This is a genomic window from Pseudomonas sichuanensis, from assembly GCF_024749065.1.
In the GTDB taxonomy this organism is placed as follows: Bacteria; Pseudomonadota; Gammaproteobacteria; order Pseudomonadales; family Pseudomonadaceae; genus Aquipseudomonas; species Aquipseudomonas sichuanensis.
Genome location: NZ_CP087185.1, coordinates 2721008 through 2747311 on the forward strand (window position 1 = coordinate 2721008; position 26304 = coordinate 2747311).

The window sequence follows — 26304 nt, forward strand, 5'->3', positions numbered from 1 at the left end:
CCCTGCCAGGGAGCGAAGTGATGGGGACGTCCGCCAATGCCAAGGATCATCTGCTCGATCTCGACGGTATCGAGGTTGCGGTGCGCATCTGGGGGCCGGAGGACGGTATCCCGGTATTGGCCGTGCATGGCTGGCTGGACAATGCCGCTTCGTTCGAGCGCCTGGCGCCGTTGCTCGACGGCTGCTTCGTGGTGGCGCCCGACCTGGTTGGGCATGGTCGCAGCGACCACCGTCGCGACGACAGCGGCTACTACCTGTGGGAGCACGCCGAAGACCTGCTGGCAGTGGTCGACAGCCTGGGGCTGTCGCGTTTCCATGTGCTGGCGCATGGCATGGGCACGGGGATCGCCTCGATTCTCGCGGCGCTGACCAGCGCCATCGCCAGCATGCAGTTTCTCGACGGCATGGGCGCACCGTTCACCGTGGCCGAAGGCGAGCGAGTCGAGCACATGGCGCGCGCCATGCGGCTCAAGCGTCTGCTGTTGCGCAGTCGCCAGCAGGGTTTTGCCGCCTCGCGGCCGCAGCTTTTCGACAACCTTGAGCAGGCCCTGGGGCAATGCCGCAGCAACTGGCAGGGGGGGCTTTGCGCGTCGGCCGCTCGGCTGATGGCGCAACGCGACCTGTTGCAGGTGGGTGACGGCTATTGTTGGCGCCACGATCCGCGCCTGGACCTGCCCGAGCCCATGCCGCTGACCGAGCGCGAGGCCTGCGAGCTTCTGCAGCAGATCCGTTGCCCGTTGTATCTGCTGTTGGGGCAGCAGGGCGCTTTCGCGGGCGATGGCTTCGACCGGCGCCGGGCGGCGCTGCCTGGGCAGGCGCGGGTGACCTGGCACCCAGGGGGGCACCACTTCCATCTGCAGGCGCCGGGCCAGGCGCTGGCGCAGCAGATCCTGCGCACCCTGGCGCGGCACGAAAAAGGCGGATTGCTGCGCTTGGTCAACGAATGAGTGCTGGCCCTGCTAAGGTGCACAGACGCCCTTTCATGGAGTGCCGCCATGTTGCCTTCGCGCATCCTGCATATCGACCACATCGTGCTGCGTGTCAGCGACCTGCCGCGCAGCCTGGCCTTCTATCGTGACGTGCTTGGCTGCCCGGTCAGTCGTGAGCGCGAGTCGCTGGGGATGATCCACCTGGCCGCCGGCAGCAGCATGATCGACCTGGTGGCGGTCGATGGCCCTCTGGGGCTCAAGGGCGGCCCGGCACCTGGCCGTCAAGGGCACAATCTGGACCACCTGTGCCTGCGGGTCGAACCTTTCGATGAACAGGCGCTCAGTGATTACCTGCAGGGGGCAGGGGTGCGCGTTGAAGCGGCCGAAAAACGTTATGGCGCCGAAGGCGAAGGGTTGTCGTTGTACTGTTTCGACCCCGACGGCAACCGGGTCGAGCTCAAGGGCCCGTGCGTGGCCGCGACGGCCTGAATGGCCCGGCGTTCAGCCGATTTCGCCCTCGCGCCACGCCGAGACCTGGCTTAGCATGCTCAGCTTCGCTGAACAGCCTGGCACCTGGACGATGACGGACATCACTCACACCCAACATTCGATCGACACGCCTGCGGGCACGCTGCATGCCGAAAGCTGGTTGCCTGCGACTGCGCAGGGCGTGCCTATCGTGCTGCTGCATGACTCGTTGGGCTGCGTAGCGCTCTGGCGCGATTTCCCCGCGCAGCTGGCGCAGGCCAGCGGGCACCGGGTGATCGCCTATGACCGCCTGGGCTTCGGGCGTTCCGCCGCGCACCCCGGTCAGTTGCGCCGGGGTTTCGTCGAGGCCGAGGCGCACGAGGGTTTTGCTGCGCTGCGCAGGCAACTGGCCATCGACGACTTCATCGTCTTCGGCCACAGCGTCGGCGGTGGCATGGCGGTCGGCTGCGCTGCGGCCTTCGCCGAGCATTGCCGGGGGCTGGTGACCGAATCGGCCCAGGCCTTCGTTGAGGCCCGTACCCTCGATGGTATCCGCGCCGCCGATCGCCAGTTCGCCGAACCAGGGCAGCTCGAACGCCTGGCGCGTTACCACGGCGACAAGGCCGAATGGGTGCTGCGTGCCTGGGTCGACAACTGGTTGTCGGCCGACTTCGCCGACTGGCACCTCGACGGCCTTCTCGCGCAGCTGCGTTGCCCGCTGCTCAGCCTGCACGGCGACAACGACGAGTTCGGTAGCCTGGCCCACCCTGAACGTTTTACACGCCTGGCAGGCGGCCCGAGCCGAATGCGGGTGCTGGCTGATTGCGGGCATGTGCCCCATCGCGAGCAGGCCGACCAGGTGCTCAAGGAAGTGCTGCGTTTTCTCGGCTGAACCTCGTCACCCAAGCGCAATGCTTATCCGTCTGCGTGGCCCGTTCAGCCACGCACCCTGCAGGCGAATGGATATCCCGGCAAAGCCGATTATGCTTTTGATTACCTTGCCGCGATCCGGGGCAACGCCCCGTCGTGCTTCGCCGCAACCTGTAAGCCCTATGGCCTGGGTGCGCGCGTTGCAACCTGTTGAGCAACCTGGCCTACCTGATCTTCACGGAGGCGACCCATGGCGGTCCTCGACAGCGCATCCACGGGCAGTAGCGCGCCCCAACGTGGCATCACCCGGGAAGAGCGCAAGGTCATCTTCGCCTCTTCGCTGGGCACCGTGTTCGAATGGTACGACTTCTACCTCTATGGCTCGCTGGCGGCGATCATTGCCAAGCACTTCTTTGCCGGGGTAAACGAAACCACTGCGTTCATCTTCGCCTTGCTGGCGTTCGCTGCCGGCTTTGCCGTGCGGCCGTTCGGCGCGATCGTATTCGGCCGGCTGGGTGACATGATCGGGCGCAAGCACACGTTCCTCATCACCATCGTGATCATGGGGCTGTCCACCGCGATCGTCGGTTTGCTGCCCAACTACGCCACCATCGGCGTGGCGGCGCCGGTCATCCTGATCACCCTGCGCCTGCTGCAGGGATTGGCGCTGGGCGGTGAGTACGGCGGCGCGGCCACCTATGTGGCGGAACATGCACCGAAAGGACGGCGCGGCTTCTTCACCGCGTGGATTCAGACCACCGCCACCCTCGGGCTGTTCCTGTCGCTGCTGGTGATCCTCAGCTGCCGCACACTCATGGGCAGCGAGGTGTTCGAGGACTGGGGCTGGCGAGTGCCGTTCCTGTTGTCGATCCTGCTGCTGGCGATTTCGGTGTATATCCGCCTGCAGCTCAACGAGTCACCGGTGTTCCTCAAGATCAAGGCCGAAGGCAAGGCGAGCAAGGCGCCGCTGACCGAGTCGTTCGCCCGTTGGGACAATCTCAAGGTGGTGATCATGTCGCTGCTCGGCGGTACCGCCGGGCAGGCGGTGGTGTGGTACACCGGGCAGTTCTACGCGCTGTTCTTCTTGCTGCAGATGCTCAAGATCGACCCGCAGACCGCCAACCTGCTGATCGCAGGGTCGCTGTTGATCGGCACGCCGTTCTTCATCCTGTTCGGCAGCCTGTCCGATCGCATCGGCCGCAAGCCGATCATCATGGCGGGCTGCATCCTGGCCGCATTGACTTACTTCCCGATCTTCAAAGGCCTGACCGAGTACGGCAATCCGGACGTGTTCGTCGCCCAGGAGCAGAACCCGGTGGTGGTGGTTGCCGACCCTGCGCAGTGTTCGTTCCAGTTCGACCCAGTGGGCAAGGCCCGTTTCACCAGCTCGTGCGACATCGCCAAGAGCCTGTTGGCCAAGCGCGCCATCCCCTACGAAAACCAGGCCGCCGAGCCCGGCAGCGTGGCTCAGGTGCGCATTGGCGAGCGGGTGTTGCCCAGCTTCGATGGCCGCAGCCTGGCGACGGCGGACTTCAAGGCGCAGAACGACGCCTTCACCGGCACCCTGGGCGCGGCGTTGAAAGAGGCCGGTTACCCGGAAAAAGCCGACCCTGCGAAGATCCACTACCCGATGGTGTTGCTGCTACTGACCATCCTGGTGATCTACGTGACCATGGTCTACGGGCCGATCGCCGCCTGGCTGGTGGAGCTGTTCCCGGCGCACATCCGCTACACCTCGATGTCGCTGCCGTACCACATCGGCAATGGCTGGTTCGGCGGCTTCCTGCCGACCGTGGCCTTCGCCATGGTGGCGGCCACCGGGGATATCTACTACGGGCTTTGGTACCCGATCGTGATTGCGGTGATGACGGCGGTGCTGGGCACCTTCTTCCTGCCGGAAACCAAGGGCCGGGATATCACCCACACGTGATGGGCCAACATCATCGCGGGGCAAGTCGCATCGGCGCACCGCCGCTCCCACGTTGCGGACTTCCCGCAAGTCCGGATAAAACGTGGGAGCGGCGGTGCGCCGATGCGACTTGCCCCGCGATGGCATCCACTCAGTCGAAATACCCGCGCAGGCTGTAGCGATAGCCGGTATCGACCTCGGCGTTGCCGGCGTGGCTGTAAGTCTTCTTCAATACGAACTCGAACGCCGGCTCGTACAGCCCATCGCGCACCAGCGCCCCCGCCAGCACCTCCACTTCATACAAGCCGTTGGCCAGCTCGATGATCGGTCGCCCTGGCTCCTGGTAGCGGGCCAGCAGGTCACCGAGGGTCTTGTTGGTGAAATGCTGCAGCACGCGCCAGGTGAACAGCATCAGTGCGCGGTTCTCCACCCGCAGCACATGGCCGCTACGGCGGTGCTTGAGGCGGCTGCCCGGTTCGAGCAGGGCCGGGGTGCCCTGGTCGAGGGTGAACAGGATGCGGTAAGGCAGGTTGTCGATACCGGCCAAAGGCAGGATCACGCCCTCGTGCACCGCCAGGTCGCCACTGTCTCCGGTGGTGAAGGCGCGCGCCAGGTCATCGGGCAGATCGTGTTCGTGCTTGAAGTGCTCCAGCAGTTGAATGTCGCCGAGCAGGAAATAGTCGACCAGGTCGTTGAGGACCTCGCTGAATTCATAGCGCATGGTTTTTCCTTGTTGTGGCTGCGCTGAGCGGGATCGAGCAATGTAGCGGAGCGAGCAAGGGCGACGCCACCGCGGCGTTGCCCGATAGCGTCGGGGTCAGTGACGTTGCGCGATCTGGATGAGGTTGCCGCAGGTATCGTCGAATACCGCCACAGTCACCGGCCCCACATCCGTGGGGGGCTGGGTGAACTGCACGCCAGCCTTGCACAGCCGGGTGTATTCGCTCTGGATATCGCGTACGCCGAACGAGGTGGCCGGGATTCCATCCTGCTTCAGCGCGGTCTTGTAGGCCTTGGCTGCCGGATGGGCATCGGGTTCGAGCAGCAGCTCGACACCGTTGGGGTCGTTGGGGGAGGTGAGGGTGATCCAGCGATGCTTGCCCATGGGGACATCGTGTTTGGGCTCGAAGCCGAGCACGTAGTGGTAGAACGACAAGGCCTTGGCCTGGTCGTCGACGAGGATGCTGGTGACCACGATCTTCATAGGCGCACACCGATGTGGGTGGGTGTTACAGCAAGTAAAGACGGTCGCTGCGCTTTGACCAGCGTGGGCCGTAAAGTCCTTACCCGGCCTTGCGCAAAGTCAGGTTGATGCGCCGCTCCCCCAGTCGAGGATGCACGCCGGGCTTGATCGGCAGCACGCCGTGAAAGCGCAGGCGGTCCTCGCCGCCCCAGACCAGCACATCACCATGCTTCAGCGCGATTCGCTGTGCGCGGTCGGCGCGTTGCAGCCCGCCGAACAGGAATACCGCGGGCAACCCCAGTGAAATCGACACGATCGGTTGGCCGAAGTCGCGCTCGTCGCGGTCCTGGTGCAGGCTCAGCCGGGTGCCGGGCAGGTAGTGGTTGATCAGGCAGGCGTCCGGCACGAAGCCGTCGAACCCGGCCAGCGCGGCAGCGCGCCCGGCCAGTGCCAGCAATACCGCTGGCAGGGCCGGCCAGGGCTGGCCGCTTAAGGGATCGAGCGGGCTGTAGCGGTAGCCGCGCTCATCACTGACCCAGCCCAGCGCCCCGCAGTTGCTCAGCGCCACCGCCATGCGCTGGCCGCCGGGGGTGTGCATGTGGCGCCAGGGTGCGGCGCGCAGCACCGGGCGCAAGGCATCGAGCAGGGCTTCGACCTCGCCCAGGGCGAAGTCGGGCAGCAGCACGGTATGGCTGGCCAGGCGTTGTGGCTGGGAGCCGAACAGGTCGAGGTCGGACTGGATCATCAGGTGGCGGCCGAGCAGGCAGGACAGGCGGCCAGTGTAGCGCTGTTGCCAGGTGAGGGAAAAAGGAACCGCGGCGCCAGGGAGAGCGGACACCGCAGTTCAAAGGGGGAGCGGGTCAGTGCTGGGTGACGGTGGCCATGTTGGTGTTGCCGTACTGGGTGATGCTGGCGGTCTGGCTGGCACCGGCTTGGTCGACGAAGGCCTGGTTGCCGTTGCCGCCCTGGGTCACGTAGGCGACGTTGACGCCGTCGGTCTGTTTGATGGTGGCCTGGTTGCCGCTGCCGTACAGCTGGTAGGTGTAGCTCTGGTTACCGCTGCCGGACTGGTCGATGTTGACGATGCCACCGTTGCCGGCGGAAATGCCTTCGGCGTAGTTGGCGGTACCGCGCTGGTCGGCAATCAGCAGGTTGTCGCTGCCGTTCTGCTCGAAATACAGCTCGTTGTTGGTATCGGCCTGTTTGGTCTCCATGGTGTTGCGGTTGCCGTTCTGGCTCAGCTTGGCGAACTGGCCGGTGTCCTTCTGGTTGAGGTTGACGCTGTTCTGATTGCCCACCTGGCGAATCTCGGCGCGCTGGTCGTTGCCGAACTGCCCACCGGATTTCTCGCCCTTCCAGTTGCTGGCCAGGATCTTGTTGCCGTTGCCCTGGGTGGTGATGGTCAGGCTGTGGTTGTCACCGGTCTGGTAGGTGAAGTGCAGGTTGTTGTTGCCGGTCTGCGTGATGCTGGTCACCGACTGGTTGGTCTCGAACTGGTCCGACCAGCTGGCGTTGGCGCGGCCGTTCTGGCTCAGGGTGGCACTGTTGCCCTCGCCGAAACTCTGGTCGATGTAGCCTTCGTTGAGCTGGCCGGTCTGGTAGACGCTGGCCTGGCTGGCGGTCTGGTTGTCCTGCCACACCTCCACGGAATGGCCGGTGCCGTACTGGTCGATGCCGATGGTGCCGCCGAAGCCGTTGCGCTGGTCACCGTAGGCCCAGTTTTCCCGGCCCTGCTGGTAGATGGCGATGTCGCCGTCCTGGTGGGTGAGGTGCTCGGCGGCGGCCTGGTTGTCGTTGCCGCTCTGGTTGATCAGGCTGCGGTTGTTGCTGCCGCCGAACAGTTGCTCGATGGTGGCGTCGTTGCGCTGCCCCGATTGCTGGGTGGTGGCCTGGCTGCCGAGTTGGGTGTCCTGCCAGATCACCGAGCGGTTGCCGGTGCCTTCCTGCATCTGCAGAGCCTGGTTGTTCTCGCCCACTGACTGGCTGGCGAAGGCGTCGTTGAGGGTGCCGCCGGACATCTGGGTGATCTGGCTGCCGTTTTCGAACAGCTGCTCGGCGTAGCCGGCGTTGAGCGAGCCGGTGGCGATCTGCTGGATATCGCTGGTGCTGTTGTCCTGCACGGCCATGTGGTTGTGGTCGCGGCCGGTCTGGCTCTGGCTGGCCGAGGCGTACGAGGCCTGGGTCTGTTTCACTTCGGCGATGTTCTTGTTGCCTTGCTGGGACTGGGTGGAAGTGCTGTCGTCGGCCATGACCTGGCCGGCCAGCGCCAGGACAATGGCGGCGCTCAGGGGGGCGAGCTTGTACATGGTGAAGCCTCCTGCGGTTTCGATGGCGTTAACGGTATTGGGTGATGTGCACTTGCTGGCCATTGCCGGCCTGGGTCACGGCGCTGGTCAGCCCCGTGCCGCTCTGCTCGATGGTGGCGGTGTTGTGGTTGCCGATCTGCTCGATGGCGGCCGTGTTGCCGCTGCCGTTCTGGCGGATCGACGCGTTGTTGCCGTAGCCCTGTTGGTTGATCGAGGCCATCAGGTCACTGCCTTGCTGCAGGATGTACGCCTCCTGCGCGCCCCCGGCCTGGACGATCTGGCCCAGCAGGGCCACACCGTTCTGGTCGAGGGCGGCACGGTTGCCGTTGCCCTGCTGCTCGATCACCGCCACCTGGCCGGCAGCGCTGGGCAGCAGCCGCAGCACCAGCGGCTCGCCCAGGTCGTTGCCGGCCGCGAGGTCGGCGTTGTCCATCAGATCGTCGGCCCAGGCCTGGCCACTCAGGGCCAGGCACAGCAGCAGCGGGGACAGGCGTTTCATGGCGCGCTCCTTTGGCTTACTGCACCACCACGTTGACGGTGCGCGTGGTGCCCTGGCTGCTGGTCACGGTTGCCGTAGGCGCCGCCGTCGGTACCGCCGTGGTGCTGTTGCTGACGGCCAGGCGCCAGCGGCCGGTGACCGGCACGGTGGTGGTACCCAGGGTCTGCACGCCGGTGGTGGTGGTCACCCGTACGGTGATGGTGTTGCCGGTGGTCACCGATGAGGTGCCGCTGATGTCCCAGTTGTAGCGGTTGTTGGAGCGGGCCGTGACCGTTGCCGCGGTGACCGCGAAGGTCTCCTGGGGTGGCCGTGGCGACACCTGCACGGTGACCGTGCCAGGGGTGGACAGGGCGCCGATCGAGTCACGCGCGATGTAGGTGAAGGTGGTGCTGAACGCTGCGGTGACCGTGGCCGGGGGCGTGTAGGTGATGGTGCTGCCGTTGGTGCTCACCGTGCCGCGCCCGGCCGGGATCGGCTGGGTGACGCTGGCGATGGTCAGCGGCAGGTTGCCCTCCGGGTCGGTGTCATTGGCCAGGGCGTCGATGGTCAGGGGAACGCCCAGGGTGGCGACACTGTCGGCCACTGCCGTGGGTGCCCGGTTGGGCGCGACGTTGACGGTTACCGTGGCCGGGTCCGACTTCAGCCCCTTGGCATCCATGGCGCGGTAGCTGAAGGTCGCCACCAGCGGGCTGGTGGCGCCGGCCGGTGGTGTGTAGGTAACGGAAGTGGTGCCGTTCATCACCACGCCGCCCAGGCCGGTGCCGGGTTGGGTGAGGTCGCTGATGGTCAATGGCAGGTTGCCGTCCGGGTCGCTGTCGTTGGCCAGCAGGTTGAGGGTGACCGGGACGCCGACACTGGTGCTGCCGCTGTCGGCCTGGGCCAGCGGCGGCTGGTTGCCGGCCGAGATCGGCGCGTTGCCGACCACCACCACCGGCTCGACGTCGCTGCCGCCATGGGCGGACTTGACGGTGATGCTGGCGGGTGGCTGGTTCAGATCGTTGACCGTCAGGCTTTGCAGCACGCCGGCCTTGGACATGCGCCCGTAGCCCTGCACCACCAGGTCTGGCACTGCCACCTCGTCGCTGGAGCGGGCCTCGACCAGCAGGCGCTTGGTGACCCAGTCGTAGCGGGCGTTGGTGACCCGTACCACGTCGCTGAGCTTGCTCGACACGGCGGTGGGTTTGGTGGTGCCGCCGCTGCTGCTGGCGGTGACCACCACCACCGGCGGTGGCGCGGCCTGGCTCAACTGCTGGCTGAAGAACAGCCCGTTGTTGTCTGGCAGCAGGTTGAACTGGCAGGGCGAGGGTGGCGAGCCGACCAGCGCCAGGCCATTGCGCATGCATACGCTGGCGGTGTTCGGGGCCTTGGCGAAGACTTCGACGCGGGTGCCGACGCCGCTACGTGAATAGGTGGCGCGCTCGAGGGTGACCGGGGTCTGGGCGCGTTGGTCGAGGACCTTGCCGGAGACCGTGAAGACGTTGGTCTGGATCGTGCCCGCCGGGCCTTGGATGCGCACGAAGTTGGTGTTGTTCGGGCTGCCGGTCACCGCTTCGGTGGTGTTGGGGTCGCCGACGAAGGTTTCGGTGGCGCCGGTGTCCGGATTGACTTCGGTGTACGGGCCGCCGACACCGCGCAGGAACGGGCCGATGTTGCCGTTTAGCGCACCACTGAAGTTGCCTGGGGCACCGATGCCGATGTCGCGGGTGATGTTGACCGCGCGGCGGCCCACCTGGTTGGCGGCGACGGTGACGGTTTCCACGCCATAGGGGTGGGTGATGGTGTAGGTGCCTGCGGTGGGTATCGAGGCGCGGATGCGGATGCGGGCGAAGCTCTGCTGGTCGCCGTCGACCGGGTTTTCGGCGGCGAAGGCCGCCTCCACGCCGGCCACATAGACTTCCAGCTCGTAGCCACTGTTGCCTACTGCAGGGATCGAGGTCTCGGCGAGGAACCAGAACATCTCGGGCGGCCAGTTGTCGGGGAACACCAGCGGCAAGGTGTCGTCATAGACCCCAGGCTCCGGCAGCAGGGTGCACATGTAGGCCGGGGCGCCTGGCGCACCGGGGAAGCGGGTACTGGTGGCACGCGACTGGCACAGCTCCAGCGACAGGTTGGTGGCGTCCTTGTACCACATGGGGTAGCCCCCGGTGGCGAAGGTGTAGGGGCCCGGGTCGACCTCGGTCAGCACGGCCCAGGCCGCGCTGCTCACGCTGAGGCTGAAACCGGCGGCGCACAGCGCCCGGCGTGACCAAGTATTCATGCTGCCTCCTGGAAGTCTGTTCATGGCACCAGCACCACGGGTTCGCTGTCGCTGCCGCCATGGCTACTGCTGACTTGCACCGTGGCCGGTGGTATCGGCGTCAGCCCGGTGGTCAGGGATTTCACCGCGCCGCTGCCGCTGAGGTTGCCGATCAGCGCGCCGTTGCCGGTATGCGCGGTCAGGGCTGGAGGGCTGGTCTCGTCGCTGCTGCTGGCCACCAGGGTCAGCTGGCCGCTGCCCAGGCTGTATTCGGCGCGGCTGATCACCACCAGGTCGGTCAAGGGCATCGGCGTGGTGGTCGGGGTGCTGGTGGCGATAGCCAGGCTGTTGTCGGCGGTGACCTGCAGGGTCACTGGCAGGGTGGGGTTGAGCACGGACTGGGCATACCAGCTGCCGGTGCCGTTGGCTTCGCCCAAGGCCAGTGCCGGGGTCTGGCTGCTGAGGGTGACGGTGGCCGGCGCCGGCGGCGCCATGACGAACACATCCTGCTGGGCGCGCAGGTTGCCGTTTTCGGTATGCCGGGAGTAGGTGCTGCGCTGCGGGATCAGCGGGGTTGGCCGGTTGACCTCGGACAGCTTGCCGGACACGCTGAAGACCGTGGTGCGCAGGTCGATGCCGTTGGGGCCTTCGATGCGCACGAAGTTGGTGTTGAAGGGGCTGCCAGTGACCGGCTCGTCCAGGTTGGGGTCGCCGATGAAGCGTTCGTTGCCTTCGGTATACGGGCCGTTGACGCTACGCAGGAACGGCCCGACATCGCCCTTGAGTGCGCCACTGAAGTCGCCCGCACCGGCGATACCGATGTCGCGGGTCATGTTGATTGCCCGGCGCCCGCCAGCCGGCACGTCGAACACTTCGACGCCATAGGGGTGGGTGACGGTATAGGTGCCTGCCACCGGGACATCGACGCGAATGCGCACCCGGGCGAAGCTGACCTGGTCGCCGGCGATCGGCTCTTCGGCGGCGAATGCCGCTTCGATGGCCGTGCCAAAGCTCAGGTCGATACCGCGGGCGGCGTCGACGATCGCGGCATCGGCGGTGAACCAGAAGGCTTCGTCGGGGAAATTGGTGGGGAACACTATGGGTTGGGTGTCATCGAACACGCCGGGGGTGGGCAACAGCGTGCACATGTAGGCTGGCGCGCCGGGCGCACCGGCAACCCGAGAACTCACGGCCTTGGTCAGGCACAGGTCGAGGGTGCGGCCATGGCTGTCCTGATACCAGGCTGGGAAGCCGCTTGCGGGCGCGGGTGGGTAGGGACCGGGGTCGACCGCATACAACGCAGCCTGGGCCGGTAGCTGGAGCAGGCCGGCGACGATCGCGATGGCCAGCGGACGGGGTGTCGGTCGGTGCATGAGTCGATTCCTCCTGCAAACGGGCCCATGGGTTGGGGCGTCTGGGGAGGAGTCGGCAAGTGTTGTGCCAGGTTGATCGAGATGCTCTGCAAGCCTTTAACGGCAGGGCCTGCAGCCTGTATGGCCATCAACATGCTGGGAAACTCGGGTGGGCAGCTGGCCCCAGCTTTGGGGAATCGGGGCGTGCACTGGCGATGCTTCACAGGTCTTCAGACATGCACCAAGGCGGGCGCCGCCTCTTTCACAGGACTACATCGCCCGAAACAGATGTGGGAGCTGGCTTGCCAGCGATGCGCCGCGCGGGCGGCGCTCGATCTTGAGGGCGCTGCAAGAGTGTCGCCATGCACCTGGTGGCCCACATCTGATCCCAGGGCGGGCGCTGGGCGCCACACTGTTGGCCCTGAAAATTAGTATTCGGTGATGACCACTAAGTGCTTGTCGGGATATCGCTTGATGGCTGCCAAGTGCTCGCAGGTATTTTTGCAGCGCCTATGAAATCGAGCGCCGCCCGCGCGGCGCATCGCTGGCAAGCCAGCTCCCACATTTGTTTCGGGCCAGTTACTTCTGTGGCTTCATCGCTGTCCGCCTTGTTGGCATGGCGCTACATCGAGGTGGGCGCTGTTACTGCGCCTTTCAGCGCTCGCGCATGAAGAACCCGGCCACGTACTTGCGGAAGGTCTCCAGGCTCTTGAAGTCGGCGTAGCGCTTGAAATGCTCGGTGTCCGGCTCCGGGCCGACCGGCTGCTCCAGCAACGACACCGACAACACACGGTCATGGTCCGAGGTGAGCACCAGTTCATCCATTACCTGGCCGCCGATTACCGGGCGACGCATCAGCACCTTCACGCCTTTGCCGGCCATCCAGTCGATCAGCGACACCAGCGCCTTGAGCGGTTCGCGCTCCTCGTCGCGGTACACCGGGAACAGCTGTGCGCGCGACAGCACCGGCACGCTGGCCACGTGGATCATTTCGTAGAAGTGGCTGCCGGCAGTGGCCGGCGAATACAGCGCCAGGGCCAGCAGTGGGCCGCTGGTGCGGTTGCCACCCCAGTACTGATGGTGGCCCTGGAAGTCGAAGCCGTCCTCGCTGCGCGCATTGATCACCTTGCGCCCCTTGATCTGCTCCACGCAGTCGAGCAGCAGGCCATGGCGGCGGTGGTTGCCGAACACCGTGGCTTCGCGCAGGCGGGCTTTGAGCATCATCATGTGCTTCATGTCCAGCCGCGTTTCCAGGTAGTTGCTGGCCGGCACCCGCTCCAGCAACGGGTAGCGAGCGGCCACGCCACGCAGCTCGGCGAACTGGGCGGTGAGGTCCTTCTTCAGGTGGGTGGCGTAGACGTTCAGGCCGCTGGCCTCGATCCAGGTCAGCAGCAGCGACAGCAGGCGCTGCTGTTCACGGCGCTCGCCGGGTGTGCGCGGGCTGGCTTGGCTCGCTTCGCGCTCATCGGCACGGCGGTAGTCGCCGATCAGCCGCAGGGGCGTATCCGGGGCCAACCAGGCGGCAGGTTGGTTGGCTTCCTCGCTACGCTCGGCGGCTTCGCGTTCATCCTTGCTGAACGGGCAGCCGGGGGCGTGCTCGGGGGTGTCGGGGTTGTTGCGCAGGAACAGCGTGCCGGTGCTGCCGTTCAACGAGATGTTGAGCACCGGCAAGGCATCCTTGCGGCAGTCGCAGGCCAGCCACTGGTTGGCGCCGCGCACTTTCATCAGCCACTGGTTGGCCTGCAGCAGTCGGGGGCCGGCGAGGGTGCCGTTGACGAAGCCGACCAGCAGCTCTTCTTCGGCGGCGGTCAGGCTGCGCACTTGCGCGGCGGATTTTTCGATGATTCGCATTGAGGGGCAGCTCCAAGCTACGAGCTGCAAGCTTCAAGCAAAGCCGCGTGGGATTCAACTTGAAGCGTGCAGCTTGAGGCTTGCAGCTCAATTGCCGCCGAACATTTTCGCCGCGCGGGCGCGGATTTCCTCGACGCTCAGGTCTTCCTTGTGGGTAGAGATGAACCACATGTTGTTGAACGGATCCTTCAAGGTGCCGCTGCGGTCGCCGTAAAACTGGTCCTTCACCTCGCTCAACTGCTGGGCGCCAGCGGCGATCGCCTGGGCGAAGACCTTGTCGCAGTCCTCGACGTACAGGTGCAGGCCGACGGCGGGATGCTCGATGGTCTGGCTCGGCTTGAGGGTGTTCGGCATGTCGCAGGGGTCGCCGAGCATCAGCGAGGAATCGCCGATTTTCAGTTCGGCATGGCCGACGCGGCCCTGGGGGTCTTCAAGGCGGAACATCTCGACCGCGCCGAAGGCCTTCTTGTAGAACTCGATGGCCTTGGCGGCGTCCTTGATGCCGAGGTAGGGGGTGATGCTGTGCTGGCCTTCGGGGATGGGCTTGACTGCCATTTGCGTACTCTCCTTTCACCTGGGTGGGCCATGTGCGCGTTGCGCCACGGTGGTGACTTAGAGTCGTACAGGCGGGCAGGAAATCGACCTGAGGTTTAGATCGATTGCCTATAAAAAACGCGCCGCCCCCGCGTTATGCAAACGCGGGGGCGGGGCGTCGATCAGAAGATGTAGTCGGTGGTGAGGAAACTCGACTGCCGATTGCGGATGATCTCGCTGATCAGTTCCTTGTTCGCCTCCTGGAACCGGGTCGCCACCAGCGTGCGGATGGAGAACACCCGCAGCGCGTCATGCACCGACAGCGTGCCCTCGGCGCTGTTCTTGCGGCCATTGAACGGGTAGGTGTCCGGCCCGCGCTGGCACTGGGCATTGATATTGATGCGGCCAACCTGGTTGGCGAAGGTGTCGACCAGCGCGCCGATGGTGGCGGGGTCGTTGCCGAACAGGCTCAGTTGCTGGCCGTAGTCCGAATCGAGCACGTAGTCGATCACGGTCTGCAGGTCACGATAGGGCACCACCGGCACCAGCGGGCCGAACTGCTCCTCGTGGTAGACACGCATGTCCTGGCTGACCGGGTAGAGCAGGGCGGGGTAGAAGAACGAACCACGGCTGAGGCCACCGCCTTCATTGAGCACCCGCGCGCCTTTGCCGGTGGCATCGGCCACCAGGCCGTCGAGGTAGTCGAGCTTGCCCGGCTCGGGCAGTGGCGTCAGCGCCACGCCCGGCTCCCAGGGCATGCCGGGCTTGAGCGCGGCGAGCTTGCGCTGGAACTTGTCGAGGAACGGCTCGACCACGTCTTCATGAACGAACAGGATCTTCAGCGCGGTGCAGCGCTGGCCGTTGAACGACAGCGCGCCGGTGACCGCCTCTTCGACGGCATTGTCCAGATCGACCTGGGGCAGCACGATGCCGGGGTTCTTGGCATCCAGGCCCAGCGCTGCGCGCAGGCGGTGCGGGCGTGGGTGCAGCTTTTTCAGGTCGGCGGCAGCCTTGTGGGTGCCGATGAAGGCGAATACGTCGATCTTGCCGCTGGCCATCAGGGCGCTGACGGTTTCGCGGCCACGGCCATAGATAACGTTGATCACCCCGGCCGGGAAGCTGTCGCGGAAGGCTTCGAGCAGCGGGCGGATCAGCAGCACGCCGAACTTGGCTGGCTTGAACACCACGGTGTTGCCCATGATCAATGCCGGGATGAGGGTGGTGAAGGTTTCGTTGAGCGGGTAGTTGTAGGGGCCCATGCACAGCGCCACGCCCAATGGCGCGCGGCGGATCTGGCCGAGGGTGCCTTGTTCCAGCTCGAAGCGGCTGGAGCGGCGGTCGAGGTCTTTCAGGGCGTTGATGGTGTCGACGATGTAGTCGCAGGTGCGGTCGAACTCTTTCTCGGAGTCCTTGAGGTTCTTGCCGATCTCCCACATCAGCAGCTTGACCACTGCCGTGCGCTGTTCGCGCATGCGCGCCAGGAAGGTTTCGACATGCTGGATGCGCTCGGCCACGCGCATCGTCGGCCAGGCGCCGCGGCCCTTGTCATAGGCCTGGACCGCGGCGTCCAGTGCCGTGAGGGCGGTGTCGGCGTCGAGCAGAGGGGCGCTGCCGAGGATCACCTGGCGCTCGCCGTCACTGTGCTTGAGCCACACCGGGCTGCGCACCGTGGCCAGCGGGCCGTCCCAGTGCCTGAGTTCACCGGCCACCAGGTAGTCGCGTTGCTCCAGGGGCTCGCCCAGGCGCCATTGCGCGGGGATGTCGTCAGGGGTGGGGAACAGCGAGTCGAGCAGACGTTCCATGGGGCTAGCACCTCTTGTATTTGGCTGGGTGAAACGCTTCAGCATGCGAGCATGCACCCCGCGCAGGAAAAAAACCAGTCTGGCTCAACATTGCCCGGGGTGCGCCGATACAGGATGAATCGACTCCGATGTCAGGCCTATGACCAGCAACAATCGCCCCGCACTCGATGACCCTTTGCCCGAACAGGGCGCCCTGCGCCGCACCCTCAATCGCATGCTGCCGGTAGGTTTCGCCGTGGTCGGGATCGGCCTGTCCATGGTGCTCGGCCACCTTGATGCCCAGCGCGAGCAGGCCGAGCAGGTGGCCAACCTGGCCGCGCGCCTGTCCGGTGTGCGCGGGGCGCTGGAGGCGCAGTTGCGCGCGGCGTTCAGCGAGGCCGAGGGCATCGCCCAACTGATCAGCGCCGACGGCAGCATCAGTGTCGAACATTTTCACGGCATGGCCCGGGATGCCTTGGCTTCGGTGCCTTACATGCGCCATATCGCCCTGGCGCCGGGTGATGTGGTGAGCGATGTCTACCCGCTGGAGGGCAACGAGCGGCTGCTTGGCCTCGATTACCGGCTTTTGCCGCTGCAGTTTCCGCTGCTGGTGTCGGCGCGTGACCGGCAGGCTCCGGTGCTGGCAGGCCCGCTGCAACTGCTGCAGGGTGGCCGGGGGCTGATCTACCGGCGGCCGATCTTCGTCACCGGCAAGCGCGGGGTGAAGTTGTACTGGGGCAACCTCTCGGTCGTCGCCGACATCGATCGCCTGCTGCTCACCGCCGGCCTGCGCCCGGAGGCGGGCTTCGAACTGGCAGTGCGTGGCAGTGATGGCAAGGGCGCCGATGGCGAGGTGATCTGGGGGGATGCGCAGTTGTTCGAGGCGCCCCAGGTTAAGATCAGCGTGGACGTGCCGGGCGGCCTCTGGCAACTGGTGGCCGCGCCGCGTGGCGGCTGGTCGGCGCTCAATCTGTTTGCCTCGCCGCTGTTCCTGTTTGCCTTGACCACCACCGGCCTGTTCAGCCTGTTCGTCGCCCAGCTCAACCGCAAGCAGCGCCTGCTGGCGCTGCGTAACCGCGAGCTGCGTCAATACCAGGCCCAGCTGGAGCGGCTGGCCCACTACGACACCATCACTGGGCTGCCCAACCGCGTGCTGTTCCTGCAGCAGTTGAGTGCGGCCATCGAACAGGGCCATGGCCTGGCCGTGCTGATGCTCGATATCGACGGTTTCAAGCAGGTGAACGACAGCCTCGGCCACCCCATGGGCGACCTGTTGCTGCAGCAGGCCACCGCGCGTTTCCTGCAGGAACTGGACACGCAGGACCGGGTTTGCCGGCTGGGCGGCGACGAGTTCGTGTTCATGCTGCAGGGCACTCAGGGCCAGGTCAGCCACCAGATCCGCGCCGTGCTGCGTTGCCTGCAGCGCCCTTTCGACCTCAACGGCAATGCCAGCCTGGTCACCGGCAGTATTGGCCTGGCCTGGTCCCCGCAGCATGGCGAGGACGCCGACAGCCTGCTGCGCCACGCCGACACCGCCATGTATGCGGCCAAGGAGAGCGGCCGCAACGCCTGGCGTCCGTACCACCCGGACATGACCGAGCGCCTGCAGCAGCGCCTGGAGCTGGAGCGCAACCTGCGCCGGGCCCTGGAATACAACGAGTTCGAGCTGTGGTACCAGCCCAAGCTCGACCTGTTCAGTGGTGGCCTGGAAGGGGTCGAGGCGTTGTTGCGCTGGCGCGACCCGCAACACGGTCTAGTGTCTCCGGGTGAATTCATTCCGTTGGCCGAGCGCACCGGGTTGATCATTCCGTTGGGCGAGCGGGTGTTGGAACTGGCCTGCGCGCAGTTGGCGCAGTGGCGAGCACAGGACCTGCTGCCCGGGCCGCTGGCGATCAACGTGGCGGCGCTGCAGATCGAGCGCAGCGACTATGTCAGCGCCCTGGCCTGTGCCCTGGAGCTGCACGGGCTGCCGGCCAACCTGCTGGAAGTGGAGATCACCGAGAGCCTGCTGATGGAGAGCCAGCAACAGGCCTGCGCAGTGCTGGCGCAGTTGCAGGCGATGGGCGTGGCCACTGCGGTGGACGACTTCGGCACGGGTTATTCGTCGCTGGCCTACCTGCGCGCGCTGCCGATCGACCATTTGAAGATCGACCGCGCCTTCATCAAGGACCTGCCTGGCGACGACGACGCGGTGGCTATCGCCCGGGCGATCATCGACCTGGGGCATGCCCTGGGTTTCAGGATTACCGCCGAAGGGATCGAGACTCAGGAGCAGTACGACTTTCTGCGCAACGCCGGCTGCGACCAGGGGCAGGGCTTCTTGCTTGGCCGGCCGATGCCGGCGCCGGCATTGCAGCACTGGCTGGCCGAGCACCGCGACCGGCGGCGCCCGGCCAGGGAGTGAGGGACGCCGCTGCAGGTTGCGCTACATGGGTAGCTCAAGAATTCGCCAGGCGGCCTGGCTCATCGCGTAGTCATGCATCACCGGCTCGGCGTCGATGCGCTGCAGGCGCCGCCAGAGTTCCTGTCGCGCAGTATCCGGGTCATTCATGTAGGTATCGTTGACAAGAACGGCGCGCAGCCCGCGTCGGTAGGCAATGGGCAGCCGCTGCCAGATCGCCTGTTGGGCGGCATTGGTGCCCTCGAGAAGTTCTTCGTACTGGTAGTCGGCCACCAGCAGATCGATGCCATGCGCCTGGTAGTACGCATCGATCTGGCCCTGCACTGTCGGCGTCAGCCAATTGCTTTCCAGCTCCATCGCACGGGCGACGTGCTCCGGGAACACCACCCCCTGCGGCAGGGCCGTGAACTGGTTGTCGGAGAGGTCCAGCACTGACAGGCCGATGCCGCCGTTTTCTTCGGTAGGCGTTGACAGGTTGTCCAGCCCCTGTGGCAATTGGGTGAGGCTGGCATTGTCCAGGCTCACCACTTGCAGGCCACGCAGGTTGCCGATGTCGGGTGCGCGCAGCAGCGGGTTCTCGGAGAGGTCCAGGTGCAGCAGGTTGGGCGAGCGCTCCAGGCGCGCCTGGGCCAGGTCGTCCCAGGTGATGCGGTTGCCTTGCATGTCGAGCGAAATTAGCCGCAGTGGCACGGCCAGCTCCGGCAAGGCCGCGAATCGGTTGTCCCGCAGGTGCAGGCGCTCCAGCAGTGGGAAGCGCTCGAGGAACTCCGGGTGCAGCCAGCTCAACTGCGGGTTGCCACTGAGCTCGAGCTCCTCGACGTGCCTGAAGTCATCCGGTAGCGCGAGGCTGGCGATATCCTCGTTGGTCAGTTCGAGGCCCGCCAGGTCGAGCGCCTGGATGCCCAACTGCGGGGCGATCGGGCTGGGTGAGTCGCGGTGCCAGGCGTCGATGATCAGGCGCACGGCCCGCTGGCGCCGGGGTGAGCCGGCCGACCATTCGGCCAGGTCGTCGCGCAGCCGTTGCAGGCGCGCTTCCAGCCTGCCTAGCGCGATTTCCGGGGTAATGCCCTGGCGGTGCCAGCGCGACAGGTCGGCATGGAACTGTTGGTCATCGCTGCTGGGGTACAGACGCCGGTAGCGTCCACGGATGGCGCCACGCAGCAACGGCGGCGAGTAGCCGCCGCCTGCATCGCCGCCGCGCAGCCCGCCCTGTCGCCACCGCGCGGGAGCGCCGCCCCAGAGCCTTCTGGCCAGGCCCTGCCGATCATCCTGGGCCAGCGCCAGCACCTGCTCGCGCAAACCTTCGGCGCCCTTGATGCGCAGCCCCAACGCCTGTAACCGGGCGCTGGAAAAAACCTCGACCAGTGCGCGGCACAGGTCTTGATCGATCGTACCGGCTACCGGGCGCTCGCCGCGGTAAGCCTCATACCCTTCGGCGGACTTGATCAGGGTGTAGCGTTCGCTTGCCTGGCTGTCGCCGATGGTGCGCAGTACTGGTCCTTGGGGGCTGCCAGCGCGCAGTTCCAGGCGCAGCGTCGAGCGGCCGGCCATCCGCTCGACGCACATGAACAACAGGCGCTCGCTGTCGGTTGAAGCCAGGCGTGGTAACCACACGCCTTCCAGGGCACGGGTGAGGGGCAAGGCGCTTGCCACCTGGCGGGCGGCATTGTCGAGCCAGGCCGGCAGTTGGCCGGTGCTGCGCTCGCTGGCCGCCAGCCTGGCGACCAGGCGTATGGCCAGCGGCCGGGTCAGGCGTGGATGGTCGATCAGCAGTCGATCGACCAGCGGGTCAGCTGGGCTGGTTGGGTTGTAGTAACCCTCGAACAGTGGCGCGTGGGTGAGGGTGGCGTCCTGCGCCATCCGGACCACGGCCTGTTGCTCGGCACGCAGGCGTGCAAGGGTATCGGCCAGCAGCGGCGGGGCGGGCCTGGAACGCAGGTGAACCTGGCGCAGGGCGTCTTCGCTCAGGCCGCACACCTGGGTGGCCCGGCGCAGCTCATCATCAGTGAAACCAGTGAACTCCGGCCCCAGGCGCCGTATCAGGTAGACCAGGTCCCAGTCCTGGGGCTGTTCGTGCTCGGCATGCCAGGCGCCTTCGCCATTGTGCTCAAGCAGTGGCTGATAGGCGTCGTTGCGCTCCGGGTGGACAATGCGCCAGCGCTTGAGCTGTGGGTCGAGGCGCTGTTCATACAGATGCCCGTCGATGCGGATGAAGTACCTGCCGCCATGTTCGAACTGCCCGCTGGCGTTGGCTTGCAGCGTTTCGGGCAAGGCCATCGGGCTGCGGTAGGGGGCAAGCTCCGGGCGCCACAGCCGTCGGCTGCCGTCGGCCACTCGCACCTGATCGAGGCTTTCCATCAGCGGGCTGTTGAACAGCTTCGGCAACACCTTGCCGGCCACATGCAGGCCACCGATCAAGGCCAGGTTGAGCCCGACGGCCTCAAGGTGACGCATGGCCAGCTGGCGATCGCCGATGTTCCATGCCTCATAACCCTCGTAGGCCTCGTCCAGCAGTTGGCAGGCGATGACGGCAAGCATCAGGGTGCCGACCCCGGGGACAAAAAAGCCGGCAACGGTCAGTACATCCATGCCAAGGCTCAGCCACTCGTCGAGACGGCGCTTGCGCGCCTGCGCGTCGGCATCGGCGGTCGGGACTGCCAGCAGGCGGGCTTCGGCCTTGAGCCGGGCCAGGTGCCGATCCTGAAGGAAACCGAATACTTCGGCAGACACCGGAATGAGGGTAAGGTGCAGGTTCGCCGGGCTGGCACTGACCCAGGTCTGGTCACTGAGGCCGAGGCCGCTGGCGTCGAGATTCTGGCGCAGCAGGTCGAGGAACTGTGCGTGCTGGTCAAGTGACAGGTAGGCCAGGAAGCGCCGGCGGGCTTGTGGCTCGATCAATAGTTGCGCCAGCGCGGCCTCCACTGCTTGCTGATCCTTGCATGGTTGCAATGCCGGGCTGTGCCCCGGCAGGTATAGCAGCAGGCCGGCCTTGCCAGTGTCGATCAGCAGCACCTCATGCAAGGGGATGCCAAACAGCGTGAGCGTCCAGCAGTTGCCGGGGTCACCGTTGAGCAGGCGCTCCACTTCATCGCGGGCGTTGCCGCTGAGGGCATGGCGCAGGTAGCCGACATCGGCCTCCACCCGCAGACGGTCGCGCTGCACCGTAATGGCCAGGGTACGTAACCGTGCCTGTTCGCTGCCGTCGAAGATCTGCTGCAGGTGCTCCTGGTAACGTTGGCCCAGGTCAAGTTGCCTGCAGCTGCTGGCAAAGGCCTGGGGCGTGAGGGGCAGGGCGTTGACCTGATAGGCCTCGGATGTCATCTGAAACGCAGCACCTGGGGTATCGAAACCGATTGGCGCGAAACCTTCGACGGTGATCGGCTGCACGCTGATGTCGGCTGGGGCAGCAATGGCACTGTGGCTGTCGAACGACTCATCGCCGGCAAAGTTGAGCAATGCCGCCTGCAGCAGGCTGTGCCGTTCGCTGCTGTACAGGAAGCGGCTGCCGAGCCAGGACCACTGGCGTTGCACATGCAGCAGCTGGGTGTCACGTACGGGTGCAAACATGCCGTCTTGCGCAAGCTGTGCCTGCAGCAGCGGCTCGCAGAATTCGCTTATTTGCTGCAGCCCCTTGAGAGCGCGGGACAAGGCCTGTTGCGAGCGTGTCAGGCGGCTCTGGCTGGCCAGCAGGGTTTCGCGCAGGTCGGGGGGGGGGCATTGTTGAACCAGTCGGCCTCGGCCCCGGGTAGGCCTTGGGCGGGTTCCAGTGCGCCGCGCAGGGTTTGCCAATGTTCGTCTGGTAGCGGTTGGGTCCAGCCAGGAAGCTGTTGTTCGAGTAGCTGTTGATGCGGGTTGATATCCGGGTAGGGCATGCGCTGACTCCTGTTCGATCGAGCGAACAGCAGGCACCGAAAAGAATCAGCGGAAGCGGTAAATAGCTACTGACGGGGGCGATAGGCAGGCGGACCTGAAGACACTGTGCTTGGATATTAAATTGGCGCCAAGGAATACCTGGCCTTGATATCAATGTGCCGCTTGCAAAGTGATTTTCTTGCACCTTTAATTGTTTCTGAATGTGAATGCAGTTAATGACTTTATAAGTGTTGAATATCAGATAGTTAGGTTGGCGCTTCAAGCACTTAAGCGGTTCTCTTCAGGTGTGTCCATCCGACAACAGCAAAGGACGTTGACGCGCGATGAAACAGTACTTGGCGGCTGTTGCCCGTAAATTCATATCGCCCTCCATGCGTTATGAACTCAGGAATGTATCAAACAAGTTACGCGATTTTCTCGGGCGCGCCTGTTTTTGGCGCTGGGAAATAGCCAGGTTTCGCCTGCAACAGGAAAGCCCTTACGAAATTCTGTACATCGGACGCAAGCAGCGCCGGGAGATGGCCAAATTGCTCATTGGCGGCAAGGGGCAGGGCAATGCGCCCGCCGCCAACGAGCCAGTGCAGCCTGCAGCCTCGGGGCACGTGGTGGTGGTGAGCGAGATGCCGACCACAGGCGCCTTGAACGTACCGCATTACCTGAGCGCCGTGGTGCCGTTGGGGCGCCCGCTGGAGGAGATCACCGCGCGTTACGACAGTGAGTTGCGCCGCAGCATCCGCAAGAACCGGCCGCTCTATCAGATGCGCCAGACCCTGGACGATGACGAAATCGCCATGGCCGATCGCGATCTGCTGCGCCCTTACGCCTCGGCACGGCAGGGTATTCATGCCGCGCAGTTTCCCACCGACGATGTGTTCCGCCTGGCCAAGGGCGTCGGCCGGCTCGACCTGATCACGCTGGAGGGCGAGGTGGTTGCCTGCCACCTGGGGTGCGAGATCACCCGTGGCGGCAAACGTTACTGGAGCACCCTGCGCTTCGGATATTGCGAAGCGGTGTTCGCGGACGCGAAACGCCTGCGTGAGGTCAACTCGATCACCACCTACATGGCCCTCGAATGGGCCCTGGAGCAGGGCTACGACTATTACGACATCGGCCTATGCGTGGCGCGGCCGGATGACGGGCTGCTGAAATGGAAAAGACGGCGCGGTGGGGATATCGATGGCCTGAACAACCACGCGTACATGTTTGTCCGGCTGCCCAAGGCGGGGGTTGCCCAGTTTCTCTGGGACACACCTTTGTTTGCCGTTGAGGGCAACAAGCTGACGCTGCACCTGGGTGTGCCTGACGGGCCAAGCGATGAGGAAGTTGCCAGTCGATACCATGAAATGGTGTTCGGCGGCCTGCACAAGATCTACCTGTATGGCGCAAAAGGCGCGGGTGAGCAGTTTCTGGAAAACCTGCGCAGCCGTTACGCCAGCGTGCAGACACCGCCGACCATGGAGCGTGTCGTGTCCAGTTAAGTTTCAGGGTTCCACGCGCATGTTGCGCCAAGCCAGTGACGCTGTGCTCAAGCAGGGGGGACATCATGGGAAGTGGTATTTCTAATTTCAGCGCACCGCCCACCCGACATAACACCTGGACGTTGGCTGCGTACAAGAACATGGCCAGGAAGCGCCTTGGGCGCAAGCCGGACATCGACCTTAAAAGTATTGCGGACAAAAGCTGGGACATTGCCCCCGGGGAGTCCACGGTTTCGCCAGCGGCCTTCTATCTGCCAGGCCAGCTGGAGCGGGTGACCGGCTGGGAGGGCAAGCGTTTCTATCCTTACGTCCATCCCGCACAGACCATGGAGGGCGGGGTGTGCATCGAGCAGGGCGCAACCCGTGGCTACCTGATCAAAGACGCCTGGCTGGTCGACGGTGCGCTCTACAAGGGCAATGCCAGCCATTGGTTGTCGCGAAAACCCAGCACCTTTCCACGGATCAGCGTGGACCACGAGATCGAGCGTGGCGCCGTTTATTGCACGCAGAACGGCAATTCGTGGTTTGGTACCTGGCTGATGGAAGACTGCGTGACTTATGCCCTGGCCTGTGACGAGGGGGTGCCGGTGACCACCGCGCCGTCGGCGCGATTCCCGCTGTTCACCCAGGCCCCGGCCTATGAAGACTGGCTGGACATGCGACCGCTGCGCCTGCACAGTGCGTTTTTCCGCGAACTGGTTTTGTTCGACGACCACTGCAACAACCGCAGCCGGCATGCCCGCTACCGCGCGATGGGCGAGAAACTGCTGGCACATGTGGATGCAGCGCCCCACCCAGGGGTGTTCATCCTGCGTGGCGGCGATGGCGATTTGCGCTTGTTGCGCAATGAAATCGCGGTTGCCGAGCACCTGGCCAAGACCCGAGGCTTTCGCATCATCGACCCGCTGCGTGCCGATGTGCCGAGTATTGTCGCCGCCTGCGCGGGGGCGCAGGTGGTGATCGGCGTCGAGGGCAGCCAGCTGGTGCATGGCGTCAACGTGCTGCAACCAGGTGGCTGCGTGCTGACCTTGCAGCCGCCGAACCGGTTTGTCAGTTACTACAAGTACCTGACTGACCGCGATCACCAGCATTTCGGTTTTGTGGTCGGGTTGCCAGAGGGTGATGGCTTTCGGATCGATGTGGCAGAAGTGGAGCGCACGTTGGACTTGATGCCATTGTGAGCATGGCCCTGCGCTGATGCCGGTGGCTATGCAAGCGGGGGCGTTGATGTTTTGACTGTAAGCCGAACCATTAGCATTAGGCTTCTCATCGATGAAACACCTTAGCCGCTGCCTGGTCGCTTCAGGGACTTGATGGGCCCTTCAAACACTTTTGTGGTAATCCGAAAATAGCCGAAGTTAAACACCTTTCGCAGCCATTCGCTTGGGCTGTATCAATGCCAAATCTCTGCATATTTCATCTGGCGAGAAATTGACATGCACAGAGGTCTTCGATTGAGATTTATTATGGTGTCGGATCGTTGACGTAATATCAATGTGCCCATAAGCTCAAATTCAACAGCGATACAGTCTTTGTTCCCCAACAATAACGTTCATCCTCTTGTGCAGGAGGGGATTATGCGCTCGACACTCTTCATTAAATCGATTTTTCTGTTGGTCCTTTTGAGCGGCGCCGCACGGGCAGCCGATTCCTATATGAGCCATGCCAGCGTTATTCCTTTGGCGACGGCGGGTTGGCTGTTTGCTTTTGCGGTGATCGGTTTTGTTGCTGTTGCCAACAGAAGTAAAATTTGAAATGTGTCAATGAGTTGCGTGTGCCCTCTGTAGTTGTTTTAAAAGTTGCAATGCTTTTTGGTAATAAGCCAGTAAATTGACAGGTGAAATCTGTTGTTGGCGGCCCTGGCATCCTACAGAAGCTTGTCAATTTTCCTACCATTGCTATATTCCAGTAGCCGGCGAGCCGGACGCTGAGGTGTCAGCGTTCAGGCGCAAGACGGTACTGGCTTCCAGGATGATCGGGGCCATCGCGGCGGTGGTTGTCGCCGCGACCAGAGCGAGATGTAGTGCGTTGTTCTCAATCAGTGCTCTTTGCAGGCCATCAGGCCGGAGGGACCCCATGGTACGTCTAATGTCTGCTGTGCTGTGCGTGCTGATGCTGTGGTCTGGTGCCGGCCGTGCTGACCCATCCGCTACCCCCTATCTGCTGAGCCCTGGCGACCGGGTGATGATCTCGGTCTGGCAGGAAGAAACCCTGCGCCAGGAAACCACTGTCCTGCCTGATGGCAGCATCACCTTCCCGTTGGCGGGGCGGGTCAATGTGGCCGGGCTCGACCCGACCGCTGCCGCGCAAAAGATCAGCGCCGGTTTAAAGGCATACCTCGCCGAGCCTAATGTCAGCGTCGTGGTGACCGGTACTGCCGGCAATCTCGTCTATGTGCAGGGCAAGGTGATCAAGCCCGGCCCAGTGCCCATGGCAGGCCCCACCGCCGTGTTGCAGGCGCTGAGCATGTCGGGTGGCCTGGACAAATTCGCCGACGAAAGCGCCATCAAGGTCATTCGCGGTACGGGCGCGACACAAAAGGTTCTGCCGGTGCGTTACAAGGATCTGGTTTCCGGGCGTGACCTGTCTACCAACTTCCAACTCCAGGCGGGCGACACACTGGTCGTTCCCTGA

Annotated in this window: 20 protein-coding genes; 9 read left to right on the plus strand and 11 right to left on the minus strand. The window is 64.6% G+C overall.

Annotation, left to right across the window (positions count from 1 at the left end; all coding sequences use genetic code 11):
* Positions 1 to 20 precede the first annotated feature (20 nt).
* The 4 genes from LOY51_RS12430 (at position 21) to LOY51_RS12445 (ending at position 4197) form a co-directional block, all read left to right on the plus strand.
* On the plus strand, positions 21 to 947 hold the full coding sequence (locus LOY51_RS12430) for an alpha/beta fold hydrolase (RefSeq protein ID WP_125858472.1): 927 nt from the start codon (positions 21 to 23) through the stop codon (positions 945 to 947).
* A gap of 48 nt (positions 948 to 995) precedes the next feature.
* Positions 996 to 1418, plus strand: coding sequence for a VOC family protein (locus LOY51_RS12435; protein WP_125858473.1), 423 nt, complete (start codon positions 996 to 998; stop codon positions 1416 to 1418).
* Positions 1419 to 1509: 91 nt separating this feature from the next.
* On the plus strand, positions 1510 to 2289 hold the full coding sequence (locus LOY51_RS12440; protein ID WP_125463918.1) for an alpha/beta fold hydrolase: 780 nt from the start codon (positions 1510 to 1512) through the stop codon (positions 2287 to 2289).
* Positions 2290 to 2517: 228 nt separating this feature from the next.
* Positions 2518 to 4197, plus strand: a complete 1680-nt coding sequence (locus LOY51_RS12445; protein ID WP_258646404.1) for an MFS transporter — start codon at positions 2518 to 2520, stop codon at positions 4195 to 4197.
* A 130-nt stretch (positions 4198 to 4327) separates the two neighbouring features.
* Here LOY51_RS12445 and LOY51_RS12450 read toward each other — a convergent pair whose 3' ends face one another.
* The 10 genes from LOY51_RS12450 to LOY51_RS12495 all read right to left on the minus strand — a co-directional run bounded on the left by LOY51_RS12450 (position 4328) and on the right by LOY51_RS12495 (position 15939).
* Positions 4328 to 4897, minus strand: coding sequence for a hypothetical protein (locus LOY51_RS12450; RefSeq protein WP_125858475.1), 570 nt, complete (start codon positions 4895 to 4897; stop codon positions 4328 to 4330).
* A 96-nt stretch (positions 4898 to 4993) separates the two neighbouring features.
* The gene (locus tag LOY51_RS12455; RefSeq protein WP_125858476.1) at positions 4994 to 5380 is read right to left on the minus strand and encodes a VOC family protein; all 387 of its coding nucleotides are present in this window, start codon (positions 5378 to 5380) and stop codon (positions 4994 to 4996) included.
* Positions 5381 to 5459: 79 nt separating this feature from the next.
* The gene (alkB, locus tag LOY51_RS12460; RefSeq protein WP_258646629.1) at positions 5460 to 6104 is read right to left on the minus strand and encodes a DNA oxidative demethylase AlkB; all 645 of its coding nucleotides are present in this window, start codon (positions 6102 to 6104) and stop codon (positions 5460 to 5462) included.
* A gap of 115 nt (positions 6105 to 6219) precedes the next feature.
* On the minus strand, positions 6220 to 7665 hold the full coding sequence (locus LOY51_RS12465; protein WP_125858477.1) for a curlin: 1446 nt from the start codon (positions 7663 to 7665) through the stop codon (positions 6220 to 6222).
* 28 nt (positions 7666 to 7693) lie between these two features.
* Positions 7694 to 8164, minus strand: coding sequence for a curlin (locus LOY51_RS12470; protein WP_125858478.1), 471 nt, complete (start codon positions 8162 to 8164; stop codon positions 7694 to 7696).
* A 16-nt stretch (positions 8165 to 8180) separates the two neighbouring features.
* Positions 8181 to 10421 (minus strand): Ig-like domain-containing protein, encoded by a 2241-nt coding sequence (locus LOY51_RS12475; protein WP_125858479.1) that lies wholly within the window; start codon positions 10419 to 10421, stop codon positions 8181 to 8183.
* Between the two features lie 20 nt (positions 10422 to 10441).
* The gene (locus tag LOY51_RS12480) at positions 10442 to 11773 is read right to left on the minus strand and encodes a hypothetical protein (protein ID WP_125858480.1); all 1332 of its coding nucleotides are present in this window, start codon (positions 11771 to 11773) and stop codon (positions 10442 to 10444) included.
* A gap of 633 nt (positions 11774 to 12406) precedes the next feature.
* Complete coding sequence (locus LOY51_RS12485) at positions 12407 to 13603, minus strand: DUF8534 domain-containing protein (protein ID WP_258646405.1); 1197 nt, start codon at positions 13601 to 13603, stop codon at positions 12407 to 12409.
* An 87-nt stretch (positions 13604 to 13690) separates the two neighbouring features.
* On the minus strand, positions 13691 to 14158 hold the full coding sequence (locus LOY51_RS12490; RefSeq protein ID WP_258646406.1) for a VOC family protein: 468 nt from the start codon (positions 14156 to 14158) through the stop codon (positions 13691 to 13693).
* Between the two features lie 161 nt (positions 14159 to 14319).
* Positions 14320 to 15939 carry an NADP-dependent glyceraldehyde-3-phosphate dehydrogenase gene (locus LOY51_RS12495; protein ID WP_125463929.1) on the minus strand — a complete coding sequence of 540 codons (1620 nt, stop codon included), beginning with the start codon at positions 15937 to 15939 and terminating at the stop codon, positions 14320 to 14322.
* A 139-nt stretch (positions 15940 to 16078) separates the two neighbouring features.
* On the opposite strand from LOY51_RS12495, the gene LOY51_RS12500 reads away from it, so the two are divergent.
* Positions 16079 to 18322: a putative bifunctional diguanylate cyclase/phosphodiesterase gene (locus LOY51_RS12500; protein WP_125463930.1), complete on the plus strand. Its 2244-nt coding sequence runs from the start codon at positions 16079 to 16081 to the stop codon at positions 18320 to 18322.
* Positions 18323 to 18343: 21 nt separating this feature from the next.
* Here LOY51_RS12500 and LOY51_RS12505 read toward each other — a convergent pair whose 3' ends face one another.
* Entirely contained in the window at positions 18344 to 22228 is a 3885-nt protein-coding gene (locus LOY51_RS12505; protein ID WP_309475591.1) for a dermonecrotic toxin domain-containing protein, read from the minus strand.
* A 287-nt stretch (positions 22229 to 22515) separates the two neighbouring features.
* Here LOY51_RS12505 and LOY51_RS12510 point away from each other — a divergent pair, with 287 nt between their 5' ends.
* The 4 genes from LOY51_RS12510 (at position 22516) to LOY51_RS12525 (ending at position 26304) form a co-directional block, all read left to right on the plus strand.
* Entirely contained in the window at positions 22516 to 23670 is a 1155-nt protein-coding gene (locus tag LOY51_RS12510) for a GNAT family N-acetyltransferase (protein WP_258646411.1), read from the plus strand.
* A gap of 65 nt (positions 23671 to 23735) precedes the next feature.
* Positions 23736 to 24851, plus strand: coding sequence for a glycosyltransferase 61 family protein (locus LOY51_RS12515; RefSeq protein WP_125858486.1), 1116 nt, complete (start codon positions 23736 to 23738; stop codon positions 24849 to 24851).
* A gap of 396 nt (positions 24852 to 25247) precedes the next feature.
* Positions 25248 to 25424 (plus strand): EPS-associated small membrane protein EppA, encoded by a 177-nt coding sequence (gene eppA, locus LOY51_RS12520; protein WP_178125794.1) that lies wholly within the window; start codon positions 25248 to 25250, stop codon positions 25422 to 25424.
* A 322-nt stretch (positions 25425 to 25746) separates the two neighbouring features.
* Positions 25747 to 26304, plus strand: a complete 558-nt coding sequence (locus LOY51_RS12525) for a polysaccharide biosynthesis/export family protein (protein ID WP_125858487.1) — start codon at positions 25747 to 25749, stop codon at positions 26302 to 26304.